The sequence below is a fragment of the Achromobacter denitrificans NBRC 15125 genome (assembly GCF_001571365.1).
Lineage (GTDB): Bacteria > Pseudomonadota > Gammaproteobacteria > Burkholderiales > Burkholderiaceae_B > Achromobacter > Achromobacter denitrificans.
Genome location: NZ_BCTQ01000005.1, coordinates 54,843 through 77,278, shown reverse-complemented (window position 1 = coordinate 77,278; position 22,436 = coordinate 54,843). Strand labels below are relative to the sequence as shown.

The 22,436-nt window shown below is 69.1% G+C and carries 22 protein-coding genes; 16 read left to right on the top strand and 6 right to left on the bottom strand.

Annotated features, from left to right (window positions below; genetic code table 11):
• Positions 1-62 precede the first annotated feature (62 nt).
• Together ADE01S_RS06130 and ADE01S_RS06125 are read left to right on the top strand one after the other, a co-directional pair.
• On the top strand, positions 63-1,022 hold the full coding sequence (locus tag ADE01S_RS06130) for a proline dehydrogenase family protein (RefSeq protein ID WP_062680587.1): 960 nt from the start codon (positions 63-65) through the stop codon (positions 1,020-1,022).
• A 21-nt stretch (positions 1,023-1,043) separates the two neighbouring features.
• A complete protein-coding gene (locus tag ADE01S_RS06125; RefSeq protein ID WP_062680586.1) occupies positions 1,044-1,880 on the top strand; it encodes a helix-turn-helix transcriptional regulator in 837 nt (278 codons plus the stop codon).
• On the opposite strand, the gene ADE01S_RS06120 is transcribed toward ADE01S_RS06125, so the two are convergent.
• Positions 1,796-2,470 (bottom strand): flavodoxin family protein, encoded by a 675-nt coding sequence (locus ADE01S_RS06120; RefSeq protein ID WP_062680585.1) that lies wholly within the window; start codon positions 2,468-2,470, stop codon positions 1,796-1,798. The two genes, ADE01S_RS06125 and ADE01S_RS06120, sit on opposite strands and share 85 nt — an antisense overlap.
• 126 nt (positions 2,471-2,596) lie before the next feature.
• Between ADE01S_RS06120 and ADE01S_RS06115 the strand changes: the two genes are divergently transcribed.
• The 10 genes from ADE01S_RS06115 (at position 2,597) to ADE01S_RS06070 (ending at position 11,532) form a co-directional block, all read left to right on the top strand.
• Positions 2,597-3,487: a LysR substrate-binding domain-containing protein gene (locus tag ADE01S_RS06115; protein WP_062680584.1), complete on the top strand. Its 891-nt coding sequence runs from the start codon at positions 2,597-2,599 to the stop codon at positions 3,485-3,487.
• The gene (locus tag ADE01S_RS06110; protein WP_062680583.1) at positions 3,484-4,527 is read left to right on the top strand and encodes an AraC family transcriptional regulator; all 1,044 of its coding nucleotides are present in this window, start codon (positions 3,484-3,486) and stop codon (positions 4,525-4,527) included. Before ADE01S_RS06115 ends, ADE01S_RS06110 begins: the two co-directional genes overlap by 4 nt.
• Before the next feature lie 125 nt (positions 4,528-4,652).
• Positions 4,653-5,621: a Bug family tripartite tricarboxylate transporter substrate binding protein gene (locus tag ADE01S_RS06105; RefSeq protein ID WP_062680582.1), complete on the top strand. Its 969-nt coding sequence runs from the start codon at positions 4,653-4,655 to the stop codon at positions 5,619-5,621.
• Positions 5,622-5,768: 147 nt separating this feature from the next.
• The gene (locus ADE01S_RS06100) at positions 5,769-6,824 is read left to right on the top strand and encodes a beta-keto acid cleavage family enzyme (RefSeq protein ID WP_062680581.1); all 1,056 of its coding nucleotides are present in this window, start codon (positions 5,769-5,771) and stop codon (positions 6,822-6,824) included.
• An 84-nt stretch (positions 6,825-6,908) separates the two neighbouring features.
• A complete protein-coding gene (locus ADE01S_RS06095) occupies positions 6,909-7,898 on the top strand; it encodes a Bug family tripartite tricarboxylate transporter substrate binding protein (protein WP_082775718.1) in 990 nt (329 codons plus the stop codon).
• A gap of 12 nt (positions 7,899-7,910) precedes the next feature.
• Positions 7,911-8,369: a hypothetical protein gene (locus ADE01S_RS06090; RefSeq protein ID WP_062680579.1), complete on the top strand. Its 459-nt coding sequence runs from the start codon at positions 7,911-7,913 to the stop codon at positions 8,367-8,369.
• Positions 8,366-8,731: a hypothetical protein gene (locus tag ADE01S_RS06085; protein WP_062680578.1), complete on the top strand. Its 366-nt coding sequence runs from the start codon at positions 8,366-8,368 to the stop codon at positions 8,729-8,731. The genes ADE01S_RS06090 and ADE01S_RS06085 overlap by 4 nt, the downstream gene beginning before the upstream one ends.
• 89 nt (positions 8,732-8,820) lie before the next feature.
• Complete coding sequence (locus ADE01S_RS06080; protein WP_062680577.1) at positions 8,821-9,726, top strand: LysR family transcriptional regulator; 906 nt, start codon at positions 8,821-8,823, stop codon at positions 9,724-9,726.
• A gap of 142 nt (positions 9,727-9,868) precedes the next feature.
• Positions 9,869-10,507 carry a glutathione S-transferase family protein gene (locus ADE01S_RS06075; RefSeq protein ID WP_062680576.1) on the top strand — a complete coding sequence of 213 codons (639 nt, stop codon included), beginning with the start codon at positions 9,869-9,871 and terminating at the stop codon, positions 10,505-10,507.
• 32 nt (positions 10,508-10,539) lie between these two features.
• The gene (locus ADE01S_RS06070) at positions 10,540-11,532 is read left to right on the top strand and encodes a pyridoxamine 5'-phosphate oxidase family protein (protein ID WP_062680575.1); all 993 of its coding nucleotides are present in this window, start codon (positions 10,540-10,542) and stop codon (positions 11,530-11,532) included.
• On the opposite strand, the gene ADE01S_RS06065 is transcribed toward ADE01S_RS06070, so the two are convergent.
• Positions 11,529-11,984 (bottom strand): winged helix-turn-helix transcriptional regulator, encoded by a 456-nt coding sequence (locus ADE01S_RS06065; RefSeq protein ID WP_062680574.1) that lies wholly within the window; start codon positions 11,982-11,984, stop codon positions 11,529-11,531. The two genes, ADE01S_RS06070 and ADE01S_RS06065, sit on opposite strands and share 4 nt — an antisense overlap.
• Positions 11,985-12,111: 127 nt before the next feature.
• Between ADE01S_RS06065 and ADE01S_RS06060 the strand changes: the two genes are divergently transcribed.
• Complete coding sequence (locus tag ADE01S_RS06060) at positions 12,112-13,329, top strand: MFS transporter (protein WP_062680573.1); 1,218 nt, start codon at positions 12,112-12,114, stop codon at positions 13,327-13,329.
• A gap of 176 nt (positions 13,330-13,505) precedes the next feature.
• Here ADE01S_RS06060 and ADE01S_RS06055 read toward each other — a convergent pair whose 3' ends face one another.
• Both ADE01S_RS06055 and ADE01S_RS06050 read right to left on the bottom strand, forming a co-directional pair.
• Positions 13,506-15,275 carry an acyl-CoA dehydrogenase gene (locus ADE01S_RS06055; protein WP_062680572.1) on the bottom strand — a complete coding sequence of 590 codons (1,770 nt, stop codon included), beginning with the start codon at positions 15,273-15,275 and terminating at the stop codon, positions 13,506-13,508.
• Positions 15,276-15,317: 42 nt separating this feature from the next.
• Entirely contained in the window at positions 15,318-16,973 is a 1,656-nt protein-coding gene (locus ADE01S_RS06050; protein ID WP_062680571.1) for an acyl-CoA synthetase, read from the bottom strand.
• Positions 16,974-17,149: 176 nt separating this feature from the next.
• Between ADE01S_RS06050 and ADE01S_RS06045 the strand changes: the two genes are divergently transcribed.
• Complete coding sequence (locus tag ADE01S_RS06045; RefSeq protein ID WP_062680570.1) at positions 17,150-17,860, top strand: Crp/Fnr family transcriptional regulator; 711 nt, start codon at positions 17,150-17,152, stop codon at positions 17,858-17,860.
• Here the strand turns inward: ADE01S_RS06045 and ADE01S_RS06040 are convergent.
• Together ADE01S_RS06040 and ADE01S_RS06035 are read right to left on the bottom strand one after the other, a co-directional pair.
• Positions 17,808-18,551 (bottom strand): aspartate/glutamate racemase family protein, encoded by a 744-nt coding sequence (locus ADE01S_RS06040; RefSeq protein ID WP_062680569.1) that lies wholly within the window; start codon positions 18,549-18,551, stop codon positions 17,808-17,810. The genes ADE01S_RS06045 and ADE01S_RS06040 overlap by 53 nt on opposite strands.
• Positions 18,548-19,006, bottom strand: a complete 459-nt coding sequence (locus tag ADE01S_RS06035) for a MarR family winged helix-turn-helix transcriptional regulator (protein ID WP_062680568.1) — start codon at positions 19,004-19,006, stop codon at positions 18,548-18,550. The genes ADE01S_RS06040 and ADE01S_RS06035 overlap by 4 nt, the downstream gene beginning before the upstream one ends.
• Before the next feature lie 228 nt (positions 19,007-19,234).
• Between ADE01S_RS06035 and ADE01S_RS06030 the strand changes: the two genes are divergently transcribed.
• Positions 19,235-21,520: a nitric-oxide reductase large subunit gene (locus ADE01S_RS06030; RefSeq protein ID WP_062680567.1), complete on the top strand. Its 2,286-nt coding sequence runs from the start codon at positions 19,235-19,237 to the stop codon at positions 21,518-21,520.
• Between the two features lie 179 nt (positions 21,521-21,699).
• Complete coding sequence (locus tag ADE01S_RS06025; RefSeq protein WP_242663436.1) at positions 21,700-22,428, top strand: formylglycine-generating enzyme family protein; 729 nt, start codon at positions 21,700-21,702, stop codon at positions 22,426-22,428.
• The last annotated feature ends 8 nt before the right edge of the window (positions 22,429-22,436 follow it).

The following is a 22,436-nucleotide window of genomic DNA, read 5'->3' as shown; positions in this document are numbered from 1 at the left end:
ACTGGCGTTCAAGACGCGCCCGCGCCGCGCCGCCATAGTGATGCGCTTTGAAGGGAGAGCCCATGAGCATGTTCCAAAGAACCGCGATCGCGCTGGCGCGCAACCCCGTGGCGGGACGGGCGATGCGGGCCCTGGCGGCGCGCAGTTCGCTGGCCGGCCGCTTCGTCGGCGGGGCGGACGTGGAGGCGGCGGTGCGGACCGCGGCCAGGCTGCGCGAGGCCCACGGCATCCGGGCCTCGCTGTTCTATCTCGGCGAATACGTGGCCGACCTCCAGGCCATCGAGCACAACGTCGCCCAGGCGATCGGCGCCTGCGAGGCGCTTGCGGCCGCGGGGCTGGACGCGCACGTGTCGGTCGATCCCACCGCCATCGGCTACATGCACAGCGACGCGCTGGGGCAGGACAATGCCGGACGCATCGGCATGGCGGCGCGCCGGGCCGCCGGCGCGGGCCGCGACTGGCTGGTGCTGGACATGGAGGACGCCGGCATCCTCGACCGGACCTGCGCCTTGCATCGGGACCTGCTGGCCGCCGGGGTACCGGCCGGACTTACCTTGCAGGCGCGGCGGCGCCGCACGCCGGAAGACCTGGCCTGGGCCATCCGGCAGCGCACCGCGCTGCGGTTGGTCAAGGGCGCTTTTCCGGAGCGCGCCCTCGACCACGCCGGGCGCGCGCGCGTGGACCAGGCCTATCTGGACGCCGCGTCCATCATGCTGTCGCGGGAGGCGCGGGAGTCGGGCTTCTATCCCGTTTTCGGCACGCACGACGACCGCCTGGCCGGCGCCATCATGGCGCTGGCGCGCGAGCGCGGCTGGGATCCGGACGCCTTCGAATTCGAAATGCTCTACGGCGTGCGCCCGGACTGGCAGCTCGCGCTGCGCGCCTTGGGCTATAACGTCAGGGTCTATCTGCCGTTCGGCGGCGACTGGTGGCCCTACGCCATCCGCCGGGTGGGAGAGAATCCTCGCAACGCGTGGCTGCTGGCCCGTTCCCTGACGCCGGACGGGCGCTATTTCGGGTAGCCGCCAGCAGCAGGCGCATACATGGCGGTTTCCCAACACATCTGGCATTGCGGCGCGGGCCTGCCCGGCGACGTCCTGATCGCGGACCTGCGGGCCTATCGCTATGCCCCGCATTTCCACGACGCCTGGTCCGTGGGCGCCATCGCGGCGGGCCGCTGCGCCTTCACGGTGCATGGGCGGGCGCAGTCGGCGGGCGAGGGCGAGTTGGTGCTGATCGCGCCGGGGCAGGTGCATACGGGCGGCACGTCGGACGCGCCGCTGGCCTACCGCATGGCCTACATCGATCCCGCCTGGTTCGCCGACCACGAGCGAGCGCTGTTCGGCGGCGGCGCCTCGCTGGCCGGGCCCGTCATCGCGGATGCCGCCTTGTGCGGCCGATGGCTGGATGCGCTGACGCCGGATCCCATCGCGGACGGCCTGCGCCGCGAGCGCATTTCGGCCGCGCTGTTCGGCCTGCTGGCCTCGCACGGCCGGCCGAAGCCCGCGGCCGGGACCCGGGCGCCCGACGTGTGCGAGTTGCTGCGCGAACGCATGGCGGCCGATCCGGCCTGCGCGCCCGACCTGGAGGCGCTGGCGCAGGCGCAGGACCGCCATCGCACCACGCTGGTGAAGCAGTTCGCCCGGCGCTACGGCCTGCCGCCGCTGGCCTGGCTGCGCAATTGGCGGGTGGCGCGCGCCCGCGTGCTGCTGCGCGAAGGCCTGCCGCTGGCGGAGGCCGCGCAGGCGGTGGGCTTCGCCGACCAGGCCCACCTGACGCGCGTGTTCAAGCTGGTCTACGGCAGCACGCCGGGGGTGCTGCGCAAGGCCGGTTCGGGCGAGGGCCAGACGTTGCGGTCGCGGGGCGTTTCGAGCCGGTAGTCGGAATACTTGAGCGTGAAGAAATCGGCGCCCAGCCGCTCCGCCGCCTCCAGCGGCCGGCGGGGATCGGCCGCGACCTCTCCGCGCAGATTGCCTACGCCGTGCACGTAGCCGACGAAATCCGAGTGCGTGTAGCGCGCGTATTCCTGGACCTGGTGCACGATGCCCAGCGCCGCGCCGGGATAGGTCTCTTCCGACGCCACCGCCAGGCCCAGGCGCTTGCCGGCCATGCGGGCCTTGGCCTGTTCCGCCTCGGGGCTGGCGCCGGCATAGTGGCTGAAGGACCGGTCGAAGAAGGCCTTGGTCTGCGCCGACATCCCATACCAATAGATGGGCGTGCAGATCAGCACGCCGTCGGCCGGCAGGAAGTGTTCCAGGAACAGCTCCGCATAGCGGTCGGCCGGCGCTGGCGCATGCCGCAGGTCGGGCAGGAAGCCCTGGATGTAGTCGTCCAGGAAAAGCAGCGCGGCGGACAGGCCGGCGGCCTGCGCGCCGCGCAGCGCGGCCGCGCCCAGCGCCGCGCTGTTGCCGTCGCGCCGGGGGCTGCCCACCAGGATCAGCAGGCGCTTGTCGGGATGATGTGAATTCATGCGAGATTCCTTTTGTGCGGATTCGATGTTCCATGCGGAAAGGAAAATATAGGAGTCCGGCGCAAGGGACGACAAATGATCATTCCTGCACTAAGATGAATTAATTTCATGTGAATGGCAGGGGCCATGTTCGCCACGCTTCCCGTTACCTCCTTGCGCACCTTCGAGGCGGCGGCCCGGCTGCGCAGCTTCAAGCTGGCCGCGGCCGAGCTTGCCGTTACGGCCACGGCCGTCTCGCATCAGGTCAAGGCGCTCGAACGGCATGTGGGCGTCGCGCTGTTCGAGCGCGTGCCGCGCGGCGTTCGGCTGACCGACGCCGGCGCGCGCTTGTTCGCCGGCGTGCATGGCGCGCTGCTCGACGTGGCCCAGGCGCTGGACGCCCTGCGGCCGGCGCCGGCCTCGGGCGCGCTGACGGTCTCCACCACGCATTCGTTCGCGGCGCTTTGGCTGGTGCCGCGGCTGGGCCGCTTCTACGAGGCCTGCCCGCAGTACCAGTTGAACTTGAACGCCAGCGCCGAGCCCGTGGACCTGCTGCAGGACGCCAGCGTGGACGTGGCCGTGCGCTACAGCCGCCAACGCTTTCCCGATCTTCGCGCGGCCTGCGGGCTGCAGGAATGGTTCGGCGTTTACGGCGCGCCCGCCCTGGTGGCCCGGCAGGGCCGGCGCCCGCCCGCGCTGGTGACGGTGCGCTGGCGCGATTCCCTGCTGTACGAGCAGGGCTGGCAGGACTGGTGCGACGCCGCCGGGCTGCCGGCCTGGCGCGAGCCGGCGGCGCTGCATGCCTACGCCGAGGAACACTATGCGCTGCAGGCCGCGATCGCGGGGCAGGGAATGGTGCTGGCCAGTTCCGTGATGGTGTCGGACAGCGTCGGCGCGGGCACGTTGGTGGCCTACCGCCCCGAGGTTCGGGTGGAGGGCGCCGCGTATACGGCGCTGTGCGCGCCGGGCCGCGAACGCCATCCGCCGGTGAAAGCCTTCCTGGCGTGGCTGTGCCGGGAATTCGAGGCCGAATCATGAGGCAGATTCCCCAGCTGATGCGCAGCGGCAGCCTGAGCGGCTATGTCGAACTGGTCGAATCGCTCGGCCGGGATCCCTATGCCTTCATGAAAGCGGTGGGGTTGCAGGCGCAGTTCCTGGATGATCCGGAGATGCCGATTTCCAGGGACGCCGTGCGCGAGTTGCTGGAGATCACCGCCCGCGCCACGCGCACGGAAGACCTGGCGTTGCGCATGGCGGCGCGGCGCAAGCTCTCCGCGCTCGGGCCCATCAGCCTGGTGCTGAGGGAGGAACCCACGCCAAGGGCCGCCATCGACACCCTGTGCCGCTATTTGCGGCTGGTGAACGCTTCGCTGATCATCCGCGTCGAAGACACGGGCAACGTGGTGGTCATCCGGGAGGATCTGCTGCCCACGCCCGGGCTGGCGATGCGCCAGTCGGTCGAGCTTGCCGTGGGCACCATGTTCCGCATCCTGAGTGAATTGATCGGGCCGCGCTGGCAGCCGCTGGACGTCTGTTTCACGCATCGTCCGCCCGCGGACGTCTCCGCGCATCGGGCCTTCTTCAGGCGCAGCGTCAAATTCAATCAGGAGTTCAATGGCCTGGTGTGCCTGGCGAGCGATCTGTCCAGGCCGCGCGAACCCGGAGACCAGGTGGCGGCCGACCTGGCAAGAAAATACCTGGAAGCGGCGCTGACGGATCGCGGTGAAAGCGCCCAGGAGACCTGCCGCCGGATCATATTGGCGCTGTTGCCGACCGGCGCCTGCAGCGCGCCTGAGGTTGCGCGGTTCCTGCACATCGACCGCCGCACGCTGCACCGCCGGCTCGACGCGGAAGGGCTCAGTTTCAGCCGCGTGCTGGACCAGGTGCGTTCGGACCTGGCCAGGCACCATTTGCGCGAGAGCGACCTGCCGCTGGGCGAGGTGGCGGAGTTGCTGGGCTTTGCCGGGCCCAGCAGTTTCGGCCACTGGTTCCACGGCCTGTTCGGATGCAGCGCGACCCAGTGGAGCAATCAGGCCCTGTCCCAAAATAGCAAATTTGTGTCCCAAAATAGCAAGTGATTGCGCCCTGCGCGTCCGATACTTGTTCCCACAGGCCAGATAGTGCGCAGCGCCCGGTCCGCAGCAACGTTGAACCGGACACGAGGCAGCCGGCGCGTCTGTCCGACATAAGAAAGGAGACAAGCATGAGACTGCAGCGATTTGCACGGCCCGCGTTGGCGCTGATCGGATGGTCGTTGGCGTTTGGCGCCTGGGCGTTGGGCGACAAACCCTTGCGCGTCATCGTCCCGGGGCCGGCGGGCGGCACGGTGGATATCGCCGCCCGCGTGATCGGACAGCAGATGTCCATGGATATCGGCCGGCCCGTCATTATCGAAAACCGGCCGGGAGCAACCGGATCCATCGGGCTCAGCGCCATGCTGAAGGCCGACCCCGACGGCGATACGATCGCGCTCGGGCCGAGCAACATGCTGGTCGAGGCGCCGCAAGTGATGAAGGTGCCTTATGACCCGCTGACGGACATCGTCACCATCGCCAGGGTGGCCTTGACGAGCTACGCGCTCGTGAGCTCCGCGAATTATCCGGCCCAGGATTTCCAGAGCCTGGTCGAGCATTTAAAGACGCGCAAAGGCAAATCCTCCTTCGCCAGCTACGGAACGGGCACGGTGTCGCAGTATTCGGGGCTGATCTTCAGCAGCCAGACTGGCCTGGACATGCAGCACGTGGCGTATCTCGGATCCCCGCCGGCGCTGCAGGACGTGATCGGCGGCCAGGTCGACATCATGTTCGATGGCATAGTGACTTCCTTGCCTTTGATCAGGAGCGGCAGGCTGCGCCCGTATGCCGTCGCCGGGAAGAACCGGTCCAGGTATCTCCCCGACGTGCCGACGATGAGCGAACTGGGCTATCCGGAAATCCAGTTCCAGGGGCAGGTGTGCTTCTACGGTTCCAGCAAGCTTTCGCCCGAGGTCCTGGCGAAGCTCCAGGCGACCATCGCCAAGGCGGCCAGCGTGCCCGCCGTGCAGCAGAAGCTGAGCGACGTGGGTCTGGAGCCTGACGTGAGCACCGACACGGCTGCGCTGCTGGCGGAAAACAGGCAGCTGTTCCAGCGCAACGCCGCGATCGTCAAGAAATTCGACATCCGGGCGAACTGACCCGCCCGAAACCTCTCCCCGTGCGTTGCAACGGCGCGTGCTCGCGCGCCGGTATCGCCGCGCGCGCCCGATGCCGCAGTCCATCCGATTTCCAAGCAGTTCGGCATACGCCTTCCTTTTTCCACTTTCAGTCGGAGCACCCTCGCCATGAACTTTCTCGACGGCCACCTGTATCCCGAGAACCAGCAGCCCTTGATCATCACGGCCGCGCCCTACGCGCCGGGCTGGATTCCTTCGGACTTTCCGGAAGATATTCCGATCACGATGCAAGAGCAGATCCAGAAGGCGGTGGATTGCTACGAAGCCGGCGCCACCGTGCTGCATCTGCACGTGCGGGAAGCGGACGGCAAGGGCAGCAAGCGCCTGTCCATGTTCAATGAACTGATCGCGGGAGTGCGCGAAGCCGTGCCCGAAATGATCATCCAGGTTGGCGGTTCCATCAGCTTTGCGCCCGAAGAGGGGCAGGCGGCCAAATGGCTGAGCGACGACACGCGGCATATGCTGGCGGAACTCGACCCGAAGCCCGATCAGGTCACGGTGACCGTCAACACCACGCAGATGAACGTGACCGAACATGCCGGCATCGACGACTTCAATGGCGTTTCCCGCGGATTTCCGCAGCTCTATTCCACCTACAAGGACATGATCGTGCCCGCGAATCCCAGCTGGGCCGAGGAGCACATCCGGCGCCTGACGGCCGCCGGAATCCAGAGCGAGTTCCAGGTATACAACATCAACAGCTTCGAGACGATCGAGCGGATGATCCGCCGTGGCATCTACAAGGGCCCCTTGGTGATGAACTGGGTGGCCATCAGCGGCGGCATGGATCAGGCCAACATCTACAACCTGGCCAACATGCTGCGCGCCGTGCCCGACGGCGCGGTGGTCACGGTGGAAAGCTCCGTGCTCAACGTGCTGCCCATCAACATGATCGGCATCGCCCTGGGTCTGCACGTGCGTTGCGGCATCGAAGACGTGCTCTGGAACCAGACACGCACGGGCAAGATGAGTTCCGTCGAGCAAATCCGGCAATTGGTCCGCATCTCCGGCGAGTTCGGCCGTCCCATCGCGACCGCGCAGCAGGCGCGGGACATCATGAAGATCGGCGTTTTCTACGAAACGGCGGAAGAGACGCTGCAGGCCAACGGCTTCGCGCCCAACCGCAACGGCGGCAACCAGGGCTTCCTGCGCAAGCCGGCCTGACGCCGCCGACGCAGGCAGTTCGACCTCCCGGGCCCGGCCCGCGCATCGCGCGGCGGCCAGCAATCTCAATCATGGGATGAATGGATGATGGCATCATTGACCCGCAGACAACTCTTACTCGGCGCGGCGGCAACGCTGGCCACCCGCCTGGCCGGCGCCCAGGACGCCAAGGACTGGCCGGCGCGGCCGGTCAAGGTGATCGTCCCCGGCGGCGCGGGCGGCGTGCTGGATACGCTGGCGCGGCAACTCTACGCCCGGCTCCAGGAAACGCTGGGCCAGCCCTTCGTCATCGAGAACCGTCCGGGCGCGAACGGATTGATCGGTTCGGCCGCGGTCAAGAATGCCGCGCCGGACGGCTACACGATCTTGCACAGCACCGCATCGTCCATGGTGATGGCCGAGGCCTTGAATCCCGCCATTCCGGTCAAGGCCTTGCGGGACCTGGAGCCCGTGGCGCTGTCTTCCGTGGGCGGCGTGCTGCTCGTGGCGCATCCGTCGGTGCCGGCCAGGACGCTTCCCGAACTGGTCGAACTGCTGCGCGGCGATCCCGACAAGTACCCCTCCTATGGAAGCTGGGGGATTGGCTCGAACGGGCACCTGACCATGGAGTGGATCAAGCAGCGGGCGGGCCTGCGCATCAATCACGTGCCCTACAAGACCACGCCCGCCTTGCTGGCGAACGTCGTGTCGGGCGAGCTTCCCATCGGTTGGCTCGATGTCGTGTCTCCGCTGGGCTTCATCGCGCAGGGAAAATTGCGCGGCATCGCCTTGACCGGCACGGTGCGCAGCCCCAGGCTGCCCGAGGTCGAAGTCTTGTCCGAGCAGGGCTATCCCTTCACCGCGGCGGGCTGGCAGGGCATTTTCGCGCCGAAAGGCACGCCACCGGAGATCGTGGAGCGCCTGCATGTCGCCATCAACCACGAGCAGGTGCAGCCCGCGTTCAGGGACGCGTTGCGCCAGGCGAATGTGCCGCCGGCCGAGGCCGTGAGCCGCCAGGCCTTCGTGCAGACGATGAAGGACGACCTGGCGACCTGGAGGAAGGTCGTCGTGGACGGGAACATCCAGCCGGAGTGAGGCCGAAAAACCATGAATATCGCTTCTCATGCGGACAAGATCGGGCGCCTGTTGCGGCTGCGTGACCGGCTGGACCCCCTTGGGGATTTCGAGCTCTGGTACTGGACCAGCCTGACGGCGGGGACCAATATCTGGAACGCCTCGCTGCACGCGACGGGGCTGACCAGCGAGGATCGGGCGTTTGCCACGATCCCCGGCGTGCACGTCGTGCCCCTGGCCGATGGAAGCTGGCGGCGGGAGCTGCGCGGTCCGGGCGATGTGAGCCATGTCGGTTGGCCGGCGATTCCCGGGCGCATGCCGGAGCCGGTCCGGCGGCTCGAAGCCGCGCTGCATGCGCTGGAAGCGCATCGCGATCCCTGTCTGCGCGGCGATCGCGCGCCGACGCAGGCGATCGTCGATGCCTGCGATACCGCGCTATCGCAGGCGATTTCCGTCTATCGGTCCCTGGTCCGTCCGGAGGCACGCGCATGACCCCGGAAAATCACCGCGCCAAGGCGGAACGGATAGAGCGGTCGCTCGCCCGGCTCACGGATCTGGATTGGGAGATCCGGATCGAGGCGGCGATGCTGGCGGGCACGCATTGGGTCAATTACGCGCTGCACAGGATCGGCGTCAGCGAGAGCGGCGAAGACATGGTGCATGCGTCCATGTGCATGGTCAGCGTGCTTCGCAAGTACAGGCTTGCCGAACCGGCGCTGATTGCCCAACTCGAAGAGATCGAGGAGCTGCGTCCCTTGTACGTCCGTGGAGACATGGAAGGCGGCGCGAATGCGGCGGCCAGGGCGTTGGAATTGCTGGAGGCGATCGGGGCGCGGGCTCGCGCGCTTGCCTGAGCCGATCGCCGGGGCCGCGGCTGGATTGACGGGCGCCGAGCGGCGCTTCTAATATCGTCCCCAATTTGTCGCAATGCAGGCCGCCAACCATGAACCGATTCCATGAAATGGCCGTCTTCCTGGCCGTGGCCGAGGCGCAAAGCTTCGCCGCCGCCGCCCGGCGCCTGGAGATGTCGGCGCCCACCGTCACGCGCAGCGTGGCCGCGCTGGAGCGCCGGCTGGGTGCCTTGCTGCTCGTGCGCACCACCCGGAGCCTGCGCCTGACCGAGGCGGGCCAGCGTTACGCTGCCGACTGCCGCCGCATCCTGGAAGACGTGGAGCAGGCCGACGACGCGGCCGCCGGCGCGATGGCCGCGCCGCGCGGCGCCCTCAGCATCACCGCGCCCGCCTTCTTCGGCGAGTTGCACGTGATGCCGGCCGTGCTGGGCTACCTGCGCGCGCATCGCGAGGTGTCGGTGCGCACGCTGCTGGTGGACCGGGTGGTGAACCTGCTGGACGAAGGCATCGATGTGGCCGTGCGCATCGGCGCCTTGCCGGACTCATCCCTGACTGCGGTGCCGGTGGGGCAGGTGCGCCGCGTGGTCTGCGCCGCGCCCGCTTTCCTGCGTGAGCATGGCAGGCCCGAGGATCCCGACGCGTTGCAGCGCTTCTGCACCGTGACGGCGGCGCTGGAAGGGCGCGGGCCGCAATGGCGTTTCCTGCAGGACGGCGAGCCCCGGCGCGTGCGGGTGGATTCGCAGCTCACGGTCACCTCGTTCCAGGCGGCGGTGCTGGCGGCCTGCGAAGGCTGGGGCCTGACCCAGGTGGTGTCCTACCAGGTGGCGCGGCACCTGGCCAGCGGGGCGTTGGAAGTGGTGCTGCGCGACTACGAACTGCCGCCGCTGCCCGTGCACGTGGTGTACCCGGAAGGCCGCAAGAGTTCGGCCAAGGTGCGCAGCTTCGTCGACTTCTGCGTCGAGGCGCTGCGGCGCGACCTGGCCACGTTGCCGGCCTAGCGCCCGCGCCGGATCTCGCCGCGCGCGGGCGCCGGGCCGGCTTTCTTTCACGCGGCGCAAGAGTGTCTTGCCGAGGCTGGCCGTTCCCCCGCGGCCGGCGTCGGTCCAAGATGGGGCTTGTCTCCCACTTGGAAGAACCCCCATGCGCACCGCCCCGCCTTCGACCCTGACGTTCTACAGTTTTCCGCTGTCCGGCCATGCCCACCGGGTGGCCCTGATGCTGTCCCTGCTGGACGTGCCGCACCGGACGGTGGACGTGAACCTGCGTAGCGGCGAGCAGAAGCAGCCCGCCTTCCTGGCGCTGAACGCGTTCGGCCAGGTGCCGGTCATCGACGACGGCGGCACCGTGGTGGCCGATTCCACCGCGATCCTCGTCTATCTGGCCAGGCGCTACGGCGGCCAGGCGTGGCTGCCGGACGATCCCGCCGGCGCGGCCGCGGTGCAACGCTGGCTGTCGGTCGCGTCCGGGCCGTTGGCGGGCGGGCCGGCCGCGGCGCGCCTGGTGACGCTGTTCGGCGCGCCGCTGGACGCGGAAAGCGCCGTGGCCCGCGCGCACGCCTTGCTGGCGGTCATGGACGGCGAACTGGCCGGCCGCGATTTCCTGGCGGGCGCGGCGCCCACCATTGCCGACGTCGCCTGTTACGCCTATGTGGCGCACGCGCCGGAGGGCAATGTGTCGCTGGACGGCTATCCGGTGGTCCGAGCCTGGCTGGCCCGCATCGAAAGCCTGCCGCGCTTCGTGCCCATGGCCGCCTCGTCCGTGGGCCTGCGGGCCGCCTGAAGGCGGCCGCCGCGGCCGCAAGGAGCGCAATCATGCAAGCATCTCCACCCCTCATCGATACGCCGTCGCCCTGGCACGCGGGTGAAACCCTGCTGCAACGCCACGCGGGCGTGGCCGAACGCATGGAGCAGGCCGGGCGCAAGGTCATCCGGGACTACATGCCCGATCAGCACCGCGAGTTCTTCGCGCAGTTGCCGTTCCTGGTGGCGGGCGCGGTGGACGGGCAGGGCGATCCCTGGGCCGGCGTGCTGGAGGGGCTGCCCGGTTTCGCGTCCTCGCCCGATCCGCGCATCCTGCGCGTGGCCGCCTTGCCCGACGCCGACGATCCGTTGCTGGCCGGCCTGGGGCCGGACCGGCCGGTGGGCGTGCTGGGCATCGAGCTGCACACGCGCCGGCGCAACCGGGCCAATGGCCGGGTGTCGGCCTTGGACGGCAAGCGTTTCGACGTGACCGTGGCGCAGTCCTTCGGCAACTGCCCGAAATACATCCAGACGCGGGAATTCCATTTCTCTCGCTCGCCGGCCCTGCGTTTCCCCGGCGCGCCGCGGGAGCGCGACGGCCTGGACGCCGCGGCGCGCGCGCTGATCGCGCGGGCCGATACCCTGTTCGTGGCGAGCTACGCGGACGCGGGCGAGCGCGCCGTCGACGTGTCGCACCGGGGCGGCAAGCCGGGTTTCGTCCGCGTGGACGGCAATGTGCTGACTATTCCCGATTTCTCCGGCAACCGCTACTTCAATACGCTGGGCAATATGCTGCTGAACCCGCGCGCGGGGCTGCTGTTCATCGACTTCGAGCGCGGCGACGTGCTGCAGCTGTCGGGGCGCGCGGAAGTGATCCTGGACAGTCCGGAGATCGCGGGCTTCGAGGGCGCCGAAAGGCTATGGCGGGTGCATGCGAGCCGGGTGGCGTTCCGGCCCGGCGCGCTGGCCTTGCGCTGGCGTTTCGATGCGTATTCGCCGGCCTCGCTGGCGACCGGGCAATGGCCGGCGGCGGAACCGGAAGGGCCGGCGCGCGGCCCGGCCTAGTTCGTCGGCGCCGTCTTCTGCACCACGGCGTCCTCGGGCCCTAGCGGGCGGCCGTCCTGCGCCCGGACTTCCAGCCGGCGCACCGGCTGGCCGCGCTTGCGGTCGATCAGCGTGGAATGGGGTTCGGCGGGGCCGTAGTAGTGGTCTTCGCCCCATTGGCGCAGGCCGACGATGACGGGGAAGAGCGCGCGGCCCTTGTCGGTCAGCACGTACTCCTGGTAGGCGCTGCCGTCGGAAGCGGGGGCCACGGCCAGGATGCCGTGGGCGGCCAGCGTGCGCAGGCGGTCGCTCAGGATGTTCTTGGCCACGCCCAGGCTTTTCTGGAATTCCCCGAAACGCCGCAGTCCGTCGAAGGCATCGCGCACGATCAGCAGCGACCACCAGTCGCCGATCGCATCCAGCGACCGGGCCACCGGGCAGGCGGCGCCTTCAAGACTTGTGCGTTTAACCATGTCGGGTCCTTGCGGTGGAGGGAGGTCGATGACGGGCGGCAACGGCGCAAAGCGGATTTTTCGGTTGCATTATAAAACCGTAAAACCTAGTATTCTGGTTTTGTAATGAAACCAGAAGGAGATTGCCATGCCTGACCCATCCGACGCGCCGGTCCCGGAGGCCGGCCCCATGCCCCGCTCGTTGGTCCTGCTGCTGGCGGTGGCCTGCGCCCTGAGCGTGGCCAACGTGTATTACGCGCAGCCGCTGCTGGATGCGATCGGCCGGGAGTTCGGCCTGGCCGAAGGGGCGGTGGGCATCGTGGTGACGGCCACGCAGCTGGGCTGCGCCCTGGCCCTGCTGTTCGTGGTGCCGCTGGGCGACCTGCTGGACCGCCGCCGCCTGATGATCGGGCAACTGGCGCTGCTGGTGCTGGCGCTGGCCGCCGTGGCGCTGGCGGCGAACACGCCCTGGCTGTTGATCGGCATGGTGGCCCTGGGCCTGCTGGGGACGGCGATGACGCAGGGCCTGCTGGCGCTGTCGGCGGCCTTGGCCGCGCCCGGCGAGCGCGGCCGCGTGGTCGGGGCGGCGCAGGGCGGCGTGGTGATCGGCCTGTTGCTGGCCCGCGTGCTGGCCGGCGTGGTGGCCGACGCCTGGGGCTGGCGCGCCGTTTACGTGGTGTCGGCGGTCCTGGCGGCCGCGCTCGCGGCCGTGCTGGCCCGCCGCCTGCCGCGGCGCAACCTGCCCACGGTGAAGCTGGGCTACTGGGCGCTGTTGGGTTCGCTGTATCGCCTGCTCGCGACCGAGCGCGTCTTGCGCGTGCGCGGCATGATCGCCTTGCTGATGTTCGCCGCGTTCAGCGCGTTCTGGACCGCGCTGGTGCTGCCCCTTAGCGCGCCGCCGCACGCGCTGACGCACACCGCGGTGGGCGCGTTCGGGCTGGTGGGCGTGGTGGGCGTGCTGATGGCCGCGCGCGCGGGTCGGCTCGCCGACGGCGGGCACGGCGAACGCACGACGGCGGCGGGGCTGGCCCTGCTGTGCCTGGCGTGGGCGCCGATCGCCCTGCTGGAGCAAAGCCTATGGGCATTGGCGCTGGGCGTGCTGGTGCTGGACGTGGCCATGCAGGCCCTGCACGTCACCAACCAGACGATGATTTTCAGTATCAGCGCGCAGGCCCACAGCCGGCTCGTGGGCGGCTACATGATGTTCTACGCCGCGGGCAGCGGCCTGGGCTCGATCGCGGCGACCGCGGTCTATGCGCAGGCCGGCTGGCTGGGCGTGTGCGTGCTGGGCGCGGGTATCAGCCTGACGGCGCTGCTGTTCTGGGCGGCGACGCTGCCGCGCGGCGCGAGCCCGCGGTTCGTGTAGGATGGGTGAAGCGCGAGAGTTCTTGAGCAAGAAAACCGCCCTCCAGCGCGCGCAACCCATGCGGCCGTGGGCAGACAGTGCGCTCCAGCGGCCGGAAAACACCCTCTTGCGGCCGCATGGGTTGCGCGCGCTGGATACTTGAGTTCTTGCCCAGGAACTGCCGCGCTCCACCCATCCTACGGCTGTACCTCATAGTCCTTCGAGCCCAGCACGACGGCCGCCAGGCCAGGCGCCTGGCTCAGCTTGTGCAGCGCGTAGCACTGCGCCGTGGCGATCTTGGCATCGTGGAAGGCCGGGTCTTCCTGGCGCAGCGCCAGGCTGCTCAGCAAGGCCCGCGCCATCTGCCAGCCGGCCAGCGTGGTGCCCGCCAGCTGCAGGTAGGGCACGGCGGCGCCGAACACGGCATTGGGATGGCCGGCGGCATTGGCCAGGATGAAATCGACCGCGTCGGACAGCGCCGCGCGCGCCCGGCGCAGGGGCGCGAGCACGAGCAGGGCGGCGGGATCGCCGCTGGCTTCCAGCGTCTGTTCGGTCCGGCCGACCTCGGCCAGCAGGGCGCGAGCGACGGCGCCGCCGTCGCGCAGCGTCTTGCGGCCGACGAGGTCGTTGGCCTGGATGGCGGTGGTGCCTTCGTAGATGGTGAGGATGCGCGCGTCGCGGTAATACTGCGCGGCGCCGGTCTCTTCAATGAAGCCCATGCCGCCGTGCACCTGCACGCCCAGGCTGGCGACGTCGACCGACATCTCGGTGCACCAGCCCTTGACGATGGGCACCAGGAATTCCTGCACGGCCAGGTGCCGCTTGCGCGTCTCGGCGTCGGGGCTGGCGTGGGCCAGGTCGGCGTGGCCGGCGGTGACGTAGGCCAGCGCGCGGCCGGCTTCGGCGAGGGCGCGCATGGTGCCCAGCATGCGGCGCACGTCGGGATGCTGGATGATGGGCACGGCGTCGCGCGAGGAACCGTCCACCGGGCGGCTCTGCACGCGGTCGGCGGCGTAGGCCAGCGCATGCTGGTAGGCGCGGTCGGCAACCGCGATGCCCTGCACGCCCACGGCGTAGCGGGCGGCGTTCATCATGATGAACATCGCGTCCAGGCCGCGGTTTTCCTGGCCGACCAGATAGCCCAGCGCGCCGCCGGCGTCGCCGAACTGCAGCGTGCAGGTGGGGCTGGCCTTGATGCCCAGCTTGTGCTCGATGGACACGCAGTGCACGTCGTTGCGCGCGCCGAGCGTGCCATCTTCGTTGACCAGGAACTTGGGCACCAGGAAGAGGGAAATGCCCTTCACGCCTTCGGGGGCGTCGGGCAGGCGCGCCAGCACGAGGTGGACGATGTTCTCGGCCAGGTCGTGCTCGCCGTAGGTGATGAAGATCTTGGTGCCGGAAATCCGGTAGGTGCCGTCGCCCACGGGCTGCGCGCGCGAGCGGATCATGGCCAGGTCGGAACCGGCCTGGGGCTCGGTCAGGTTCATGGTGCCCGTCCACCGGCCTTCGATCATGGGGCCGATGTAGCGCTCGCGCAGTTCGGGCGAGCCCGCGGTCATGAGCGCCTCGATCGCGCCGTTGGTCAGCAGCGGACACAGGGCGAACGAGAGGTTGGCGGCGTTCAGCATTTCGGAGCAGGGCGAGCCGATCAGGCCGGGCAGGCCCTGGCCGCCGTATTCGACAGGATGCGAGAGGCCCTGCCAGCCGGCCTCGGCATACAGGCGGAAGGCCTGCTTGAAGCCGGGCGAGGTCGCGACCGAGCCGTCGCGCCAGGTGCTGGGCTCGCGATCGGCGGCGTGGTTCAGCGGCGCCAGCACGTCGCCGGCGTAGCGGGCGGATTCCTCCAGCACGGCCTGGGCGGTGTCGGGAGTGGCTTCCTCGAAGCCGGGCAGGGCCGCCACTTCGGGCAGGCCGGCCAGGTGGTTCAGCACGAACAGCATGTCTTTCACGGGGGCTTGGTACGTCATTGCGTCGGAGCTCCTGGATGGGGTTGGGCGCGGGCCGGGGAATCAGGCTTTCTTGCCGGGGTCGGCCACGTCGATCGCCGTGGTCGCGCCGACGGCGGCGCGCAATTCGAATTTCTGGATCTTGCCGGTGGAGGTCTTGGGCAGTTCGCCGAAGCGCACCGCGCGGGGCACCTTGAAGCCCGGCAGCAGCAGCTTGCAGTGCGCGATGATCTCTTCGGCGGTGGCGGTGCAGCCCGGCTTCAGCTCGACGAAGGCGCAGGGGGTTTCGCCCCACTTGGGATCCGGCATGGCCACCACGGCCACCGCCGCCACGGCGGGGTGGCGGTAGAGCGCGTCTTCGACTTCGATGCTGGAGATATTCTCGCCGCCGGAAATGATGATGTCCTTGCTGCGGTCCTTGATGCGCACGTAGCCGTCGGCCGTCATGACGCCCAGGTCGCCGGTGTGGAACCAGCCGCCGGCGAAGGCCGCCTCGGTGGCGCGCTCGTTTTTCAGGTAGCCCTTCATGCAGATGTTGCCGCGGAACATGACTTCGCCCACGGTCTGCTCGTCGGCCGGCACCTGCTCCATGGTGTCGGGATCGCGCACCGATACGCCGGCCTGCAGGTGGTAGCGCACGCCCTGGCGCGCGTTGAGCAGGGCGCGCTCCTCGTCTTCCAGCGCATCCCAGGCGTCCTGGCGCGCGCAGACGGCCGCGGGTCCGTAGACTTCGGTCAGGCCGTAGACGTGGGTGAGCTCGAAGCCGATGTCGCGCATCTTGGCGATGACGGCGGGCGCGGGCGCGGCGCCGGCGACCATGGTGCGCACAGTGTGGCGGATGCCCTCCCGCATTTCCACGGGAGCGTTGGCCAGGGCGCTCTGCACGATGGGCGCGCCGCAGTAGTGCGTCACGCCTTCTTCGCGGATCAGGTCGAAGACCGTCTTGGGATCGAACTTGCGCAGGCACACGTTCACGCCCGCGCGCGCCGCGATGGTCCAGGCGAAGCACCAGCCGTTGCAGTGGAACAGCGGCAGGGTCCACAGATAGACCGGATGCTTGGGCATGTCCCATTCGAGAATGTTGCTGACCGCGTTCAGATAGGCGCCGCGGTAGTGGTAGACCACGCCCTTGGGGTCGCCGGTGGTGCCGGACGTATAGTTCAGCGCGATGGCGTCCCATTCGTCGGCGGGCGGCTGCCAGTCGTAGCGAGCGGGGGCGGCGGCGAGGAAATCCTCGTAGTCGACGGCGCCGGGCAGCGTGGCGGGCGCCGTGTCCAGGTCATGCACCGAAATGACTTTCAGGTGGGGGAATTCGGCGCGGGCGCGCTGGGCGACTTCGGCGTATTCCGTGTCCACGATGAGCGCTTGCGCCTCGCCGTGGCCCAGCATGAACAGCACGCTGGGCGTGTCCAGCCGCGTGTTCAGCGTATTGAGCACCGCGCCCAGCATCGGCACGCCGAAGTGGGCTTCGACCATGGCGGGAATGTTGGGCAGCATCACCGCGACCGTGTCGCCGCGCCGGATGCCGGCCTGCGCCAGCGCGCCGGCCAGCCGCTGCGCGCGTTCGTAGGTCTGCGCCCAATTGCGCCGCACCTTGCCGTGGACCACGGCCAGCCGCTGGCCGTAGACTTCGGCGGCGCGGGCGATGAAATCCACGGGCGTCAGGGCTGTGTAATTGGCCTCGCGGCGCGCGAGGCCTTGGTCGAACATGCCGCTCATTGTTGTCTCCTGCGGGGCGCGTGCGCGTCCCTCGTTTCTTTGTGCGGGAACGGCTTTTTTGCGTAGCCGGCCCCGGCGCTTGCCCTAGCGTATCTCCGGCCCGAAAATGCAGTCTGTCGCCTGCATGACAGACTGCCGGCGGCCGCGCGCATCCCCTGTTTTACACGGTTATTCCCATGTCCGACGTTTCAAACATCGTTTCCGCCGACGAGCTGGCGGACCTGTTCCGCGCCCGCGCCTGGTTCGGGGCGCTGGAAGCTTCGCACCAGGACCTGGTGCTGGCCTCCTCGCGCGCCGAGCGCGTGGAAAACGGCGCATGGATCGCGCGGCGCAACGCGCCGTCGGACTACTGGCTGGGGGTCCACACGGGCCTGCTCAAGCTGGCCATCTACAACGAATCGGGCCGAAGCTGCACGTTCTCGGGGGTGCCGCCGGGCGGCTGGTTCGGCGAAGGCAGCGTCATCAAGCGCGAACTGCGGAAGTACGACGTGGTGGCCATCCAGCCTTCGCTGGTGATGCTGGTGCCGGCCGCCACCTTCCATGCGCTGCTGTCGGCCAGCCTGCCGTTTTCGCATTTCGTGATCGGCCAGCTCAACGACCGCATGGGCGAGTTCATCGCGTCCATCCAGAACCACCGCCTGCTGGACGCGGATGCGCGGGTGGCGCAATCGCTGGCGCAGCTGTTCAATCCGCGGCTGTACCCGTCCACCGACCTGACGCTGGCGATTTCGCAGGAAGAACTGGGCTACCTGACGGGCCTGTCGCGCCAGCGGGTCAACCAGGCGCTGCAGGCCCTGGCGGACCTGGGCATCCTGGCGCTGGCCTACAACCAGATCAAGGTGCTCGACCTGGACCGCCTGCGGCAATACGGGCTGGACCAGCTCTGAGGGCGCGGTCCAGCGCCGCGCGCGCCAGGATGCGGGTGGAGTCCAGGGTGGGCAGGGCGGAATTGCCGTCGTCCAGCACCAGCGGCAATTCGGTGCAGCCCAGCACCACGGCGTCGCAGCCGGCCTCGCGCAGGCGCTCGATGATGCCTTGCAGCCGCGCCACCGAGTCGGGCTTGAACACGCCGTACACCAGTTCGCCCATGATGATCCGGCCCAGCAGCGCCCGGTCGTCGGGCGACGGCCGCAGCCAGTGCAGCCCGCGCGCGTCCAGCTCGTCGGGGTAGACCGCGCTGTCCACCAGCCAGCGGGTGCCCAGGATGCCGATGCGGCGGTAGCCGCGCGCCTGCGCTTCGGCGGCGACTTCCCCGGCGATGTGCAGCCAGGGCAGCGGCGAGCGCGGCAGCACGTGGCCGAGCGCCTGGTGGATGGTGTTGTCCGGGCAGATCAGGAAATCCGCGCCGGCGCGGGCCAGCTTGTTTGCCGAGGACAGCATCAGCGCGCCGACGCCTTCCATGTCGTCGCGGTCCAGGCAGTCCACGTAGTCGGCCAGCGAGTGCGTGTGCAGCGAAATCTCGGGATGGGCATGCGGGCCCAGGCGCCGCGCGCCCTCGGCGCACAGGGTGCGGTAGCAGAGCGCGGCGCCTTCGGCCGAGCAGGCCACGATGCCGACGTGCAGGGGCGGGGGCGTCATGGGGCGGCGTCCTTGTTCAGCCCGCGCACGTGGCGGGCGATGAGGCGGAAGCTGTCCGCCATGGCGACCTGTTGTGCGGCGGGCAGCTGCGACAGGAACAGTTCGTCGACGGCGGGGCCGTAGACCTTCCACATCTCGCGCCGCAGCGCGCGGCCCTTGGGCGTGAGCCGGGCGTAGGTGGCGCGCCGGTCTTCGTCGCTGCGATAGCGCTCGACCAGGCCTTCGGCTTCGAGGCGGTCCATCAGGCGCGTGAGGTTGTAGCGCGCGATCACCATGCGCTCGGCGATCTCGAACATGCGCGCGGCGCCTTCCGGCGCGCGTTCCAGCGCCCAGAGCGCGTCGTACCACGCCAGCGGCGGCAGGCTGGCGGCCGACAGCCGTTTCTCGATTTCCTCCACTACCAGCGCGTGCGCGGTGAGGAAGAGGCTCCACGCATCCGGCTTGCCCGTGGCCATGCGGTCGGTTCCTTAGAAAGAATGGGGAAATGCTGCGCGATTGTAAGAGGGGAACGCGGGCGGATCGGGGTCAAAAAAACCCTGAGACGGTGGTTTGTACCCGAAACCGTTGCGGTCAAAAGAACCCTGTTCTAGGCAATGCCTTGATTTTGAATGGGAATTTTCTGGCACGGATTTCGCATAAGGGTACGTACCCCACTAACCGCAACACTGGAGGGCGTTCCCATCATGGGTCCGTATCGGAAATTATGGTTCACGCTGATCGCCGTGCTGGCGATCACATTCGCATTGCTGGGATTCTATGGCGGCGAAGTCTACCGACAGGCCCCGCCCATTCCCGGCCAGGTCGTGACGGCCGACGGCACCCGCCTGTTCGGCCGCGACGACATCCTCGACGGCCAGACCGCCTGGCAATCGGTCGGCGGCATGCAGCTGGGATCGGTCTGGGGACACGGCGCGTACCAGGCGCCCGACTGGACCGCGGACTGGCTGCACCGCGAACTGTCGGCCTGGCTGGACCTTGCCGCGCGCGACGCGCACGGCAAGGACTACGCCCAGCTGACCGCGCCCGAGCAGGGCGCGCTGCGCGAAGCCCTGAAGGCCGAGTACCGCGCCAACCGCAGCGACGCCGCGACCGACACGCTGACGGTGAGCGCGCGCCGCGCCCGCGCCATGGCGCAGACGGCCGCCTACTACGACCAACTGTTTTCCGACGCGCCGGCCCTGCATCGCAGCCGCGAAAGCTACGCCATGAAGGAAAACACCCTGCCCAGCGCCGAGCGGCGCACGCAGCTCACGCACTTCTTCTTCTGGACGGCGTGGGCCGCGGCCACCGAGCGCGAAGGCAAGCCGGTCACCTACACCAACAACTGGCCGCATGAGCCGCTGGTCGGCAATACGCCCAGCGCCGAGAACGTCATGTGGTCCATCATCAGCGTGGTGGTGCTGCTGGCCGGCATCGGCCTGCTGGTGTGGGCCTGGGCCTTCCTGCGCGGCAAGGAGGAAGCGGAACCCGAGGCGCCCGCCAAGGATCCGCTGACCACTTTCGCGCTGACGCCGTCGCAGCGCGCGCTGGGCAAGTACCTGTTCCTGGTGGTCGCGCTGTTCGGCTTCCAGGTGCTGCTGGGCGGCTTCACCGCCCACTACACGGTCGAAGGGCAGAAGTTCTACGGCATCGACGTGTCGCAATGGTTCCCGTATTCGCTGGTGCGCACCTGGCACATCCAGAGCGCGCTGTTCTGGATCGCCACCGGCTTCCTGGCCGCGGGCCTGTTCCTCGCGCCGCTGATCAACGGCGGGCGCGATCCGAAATTCCAGAAGGCCGGCGTGGACATCCTGTTCTGGGCGCTGGTGGTGGTCGTCGTCGGATCGTTCGTCGGCAACTACCTCGCGATCGCGCAGATCATGCCGCCGGACCTGAACTTCTGGCTGGGCCACCAGGGCTATGAGTACGTGGACCTGGGCCGCCTGTGGCAGATCGGCAAGTTCGCGGGCATCTGCTTCTGGCTGGTGCTGATGCTGCGCGGCATCGTGCCCGCGCTGCGCACCCCGGGCGGCGACAAGAACCTGCTGGCGCTGCTGACGGCTTCGGTGGGCGCGATCGGGCTGTTCTACGGCGCCGGCTTCTTCTACGGCGAACGCACCCACCTGACGGTGATGGAGTACTGGCGCTGGTGGATCGTGCACCTGTGGGTGGAGGGCTTCTTCGAAGTCTTCGCCACCACGGCGCTGGCCTTCATCTTCTCGACGCTGGGCCTGGTCTCGCGCCGCATGGCCACCACCGCCAGCCTGGCCTCGGCCTCGCTGTTCATGCTGGGCGGCATTCCGGGCACTTTCCACCACCTGTACTTCGCCGGCACCACCACGCCGGTGATGGCGGTGGGCGCAAGCTTCTCGGCGCTGGAAGTGGTGCCGCTGATCGTGCTGGGCCACGAGGCCTGGGAGAACTGGCGCCTGAAGTCGCGCGCCGCGTGGATGAACGACCTGAAGTGGCCGCTGATGTGCTTCGTGGCGGTGGCGTTCTGGAACATGCTGGGCGCGGGCGTCTTCGGCTTCATGATCAACCCGCCCATCTCGCTGTACTACATCCAGGGCCTGAACACCACGCCGGTGCACGCGCACGCGGCCCTGTTCGGCGTGTACGGCTTCCTGGCGCTGGGCTTCACGCTGCTGGTGCTGCGCTACATCCGTCCTCAGTACGCGCTCAGCCCCGGCCTGATGAAGCTGGCGTTCTGGGGGCTGAACCTGGGCCTGGCGCTGATGATCTTCACCAGCCTGCTGCCCATCGGCCTGATCCAGTTCCACGCGAGCGTGAGCGAAGGCATGTGGTACGCCCGCAGCGAAGCCTTCATGCAGCAGGAAATCCTGCAGACGCTGCGCTGGGGCCGCACCTTCGGCGACGTGGTCTTCCTGCTGGGCGCCCTGGCGATGGTGCTGCAGGTCATCCTGGGCCTGATGAGCGGCAAGCCCGCCGCCAGCGAGCCGCGCCTGCAGGCCCGGCCCGCCCGCGGCTGAGGCCGCGGCCTTCCGCCCTCATTGCGCCAGCGCAAAGAGGGCGGAAGCGCCCGCCGGTCCAATGGAGGCAGGTCCCGGGGCGCTCCGCCCCGGGCGCAACCGGAGTCCGATCCGTGCGCCGCCTGCCGATCGCCGCGATTCTCTTGTCCTTGACCGCATGCGGGCCCGGAGGGCCCGCCATGCCTTTGCCGGAGGTGCTGCGCCTGCCGGCGGGCGAGGTGTCCTACCGGCCGCCCGGCGAAGCGCTGCGCGCGGGCCAGCCGGTGACGCCGGCGCCGCTGACCGCGCGCTATCCGGGGGGCGTGTCCATCATGAAGCGCCAGGTCAGCCAGGCGGAGTACGCGGCCTGCGTGCGGGCCGGCGGCTGCAAGCCGCTGGACGCGGCGCAACGGGACGCCGCCGCGCCCGACCTGCCCGCGGTGGGCATCAGCTGGACCGACGCCTCCGCCTACGCCGCCTGGCTGTCGGGGGGCACCGGGCAGCGCTGGCGCCTGCCCACCTACGCGGAATGGGTCTACGCGGCCGGCGCGGCCTATCGGGAGGAACTGCCCCTGCCCGACGGCGACGATCCCGCCCAGCGCTGGCTGGCCGAGTACGACGCGCAGAGCCGGCGCGGCCAGGAAGACGTCGAGGTGCGTCCGTTCGGCGCGTTCGGCGTCAACGACCGAGGCCTGCTGGATATGGCGGGCAGCGTGTGGGAATGGACCGGCGACTGCCATGCGCGGCGCATCCTCGATGCGCCCGCCGGCGATGCGGACGACGGCAGGAATTGCGGCATCCGCGTCGCGGCGGGGCGCCACATCGCCTATCTGCCGGACTTCATCCGCGATCCCAAGGGCGGCGCCTGCTCGGTCGGCGTGCCGCCGGCCAACCTGGGCCTGCGGCTGGTGCTGGACCCGGCGGGCTAGCTAAACGC

Excerpts from the sequence above, each read along its gene's own strand:
- ADE01S_RS06130 (WP_062680587.1), top strand. The coding sequence starts at position 63 with ATGAGCATGTTCCAAAGAACCGCGATCGCGCTGGCGCGCAACCCCGTG.
- ADE01S_RS06125 (WP_062680586.1), top strand. The coding sequence starts at position 1,044 with ATGGCGGTTTCCCAACACATCTGGCATTGCGGCGCGGGCCTGCCCGGC.
- ADE01S_RS06120 (WP_062680585.1), bottom strand. The coding sequence starts at position 2,470 with ATGAATTCACATCATCCCGACAAGCGCCTGCTGATCCTGGTGGGCAGC.
- ADE01S_RS06115 (WP_062680584.1), top strand. The coding sequence starts at position 2,597 with ATGTTCGCCACGCTTCCCGTTACCTCCTTGCGCACCTTCGAGGCGGCG.
- ADE01S_RS06110 (WP_062680583.1), top strand. The coding sequence starts at position 3,484 with ATGAGGCAGATTCCCCAGCTGATGCGCAGCGGCAGCCTGAGCGGCTAT.
- ADE01S_RS06105 (WP_062680582.1), top strand. The coding sequence starts at position 4,653 with ATGAGACTGCAGCGATTTGCACGGCCCGCGTTGGCGCTGATCGGATGG.
- ADE01S_RS06100 (WP_062680581.1), top strand. The coding sequence starts at position 5,769 with ATGAACTTTCTCGACGGCCACCTGTATCCCGAGAACCAGCAGCCCTTG.
- ADE01S_RS06095 (WP_082775718.1), top strand. The coding sequence starts at position 6,909 with ATGATGGCATCATTGACCCGCAGACAACTCTTACTCGGCGCGGCGGCA.
- ADE01S_RS06090 (WP_062680579.1), top strand. The coding sequence starts at position 7,911 with ATGAATATCGCTTCTCATGCGGACAAGATCGGGCGCCTGTTGCGGCTG.
- ADE01S_RS06085 (WP_062680578.1), top strand. The coding sequence starts at position 8,366 with ATGACCCCGGAAAATCACCGCGCCAAGGCGGAACGGATAGAGCGGTCG.
- ADE01S_RS06080 (WP_062680577.1), top strand. The coding sequence starts at position 8,821 with ATGAACCGATTCCATGAAATGGCCGTCTTCCTGGCCGTGGCCGAGGCG.
- ADE01S_RS06075 (WP_062680576.1), top strand. The coding sequence starts at position 9,869 with ATGCGCACCGCCCCGCCTTCGACCCTGACGTTCTACAGTTTTCCGCTG.
- ADE01S_RS06070 (WP_062680575.1), top strand. The coding sequence starts at position 10,540 with ATGCAAGCATCTCCACCCCTCATCGATACGCCGTCGCCCTGGCACGCG.
- ADE01S_RS06065 (WP_062680574.1), bottom strand. The coding sequence starts at position 11,984 with ATGGTTAAACGCACAAGTCTTGAAGGCGCCGCCTGCCCGGTGGCCCGG.
- ADE01S_RS06060 (WP_062680573.1), top strand. The coding sequence starts at position 12,112 with ATGCCTGACCCATCCGACGCGCCGGTCCCGGAGGCCGGCCCCATGCCC.
- ADE01S_RS06055 (WP_062680572.1), bottom strand. The coding sequence starts at position 15,275 with ATGACGTACCAAGCCCCCGTGAAAGACATGCTGTTCGTGCTGAACCAC.
- ADE01S_RS06050 (WP_062680571.1), bottom strand. The coding sequence starts at position 16,973 with ATGAGCGGCATGTTCGACCAAGGCCTCGCGCGCCGCGAGGCCAATTAC.
- ADE01S_RS06045 (WP_062680570.1), top strand. The coding sequence starts at position 17,150 with ATGTCCGACGTTTCAAACATCGTTTCCGCCGACGAGCTGGCGGACCTG.
- ADE01S_RS06040 (WP_062680569.1), bottom strand. The coding sequence starts at position 18,551 with ATGACGCCCCCGCCCCTGCACGTCGGCATCGTGGCCTGCTCGGCCGAA.
- ADE01S_RS06035 (WP_062680568.1), bottom strand. The coding sequence starts at position 19,006 with ATGGCCACGGGCAAGCCGGATGCGTGGAGCCTCTTCCTCACCGCGCAC.
- ADE01S_RS06030 (WP_062680567.1), top strand. The coding sequence starts at position 19,235 with ATGGGTCCGTATCGGAAATTATGGTTCACGCTGATCGCCGTGCTGGCG.
- ADE01S_RS06025 (WP_242663436.1), top strand. The coding sequence starts at position 21,700 with ATGCCTTTGCCGGAGGTGCTGCGCCTGCCGGCGGGCGAGGTGTCCTAC.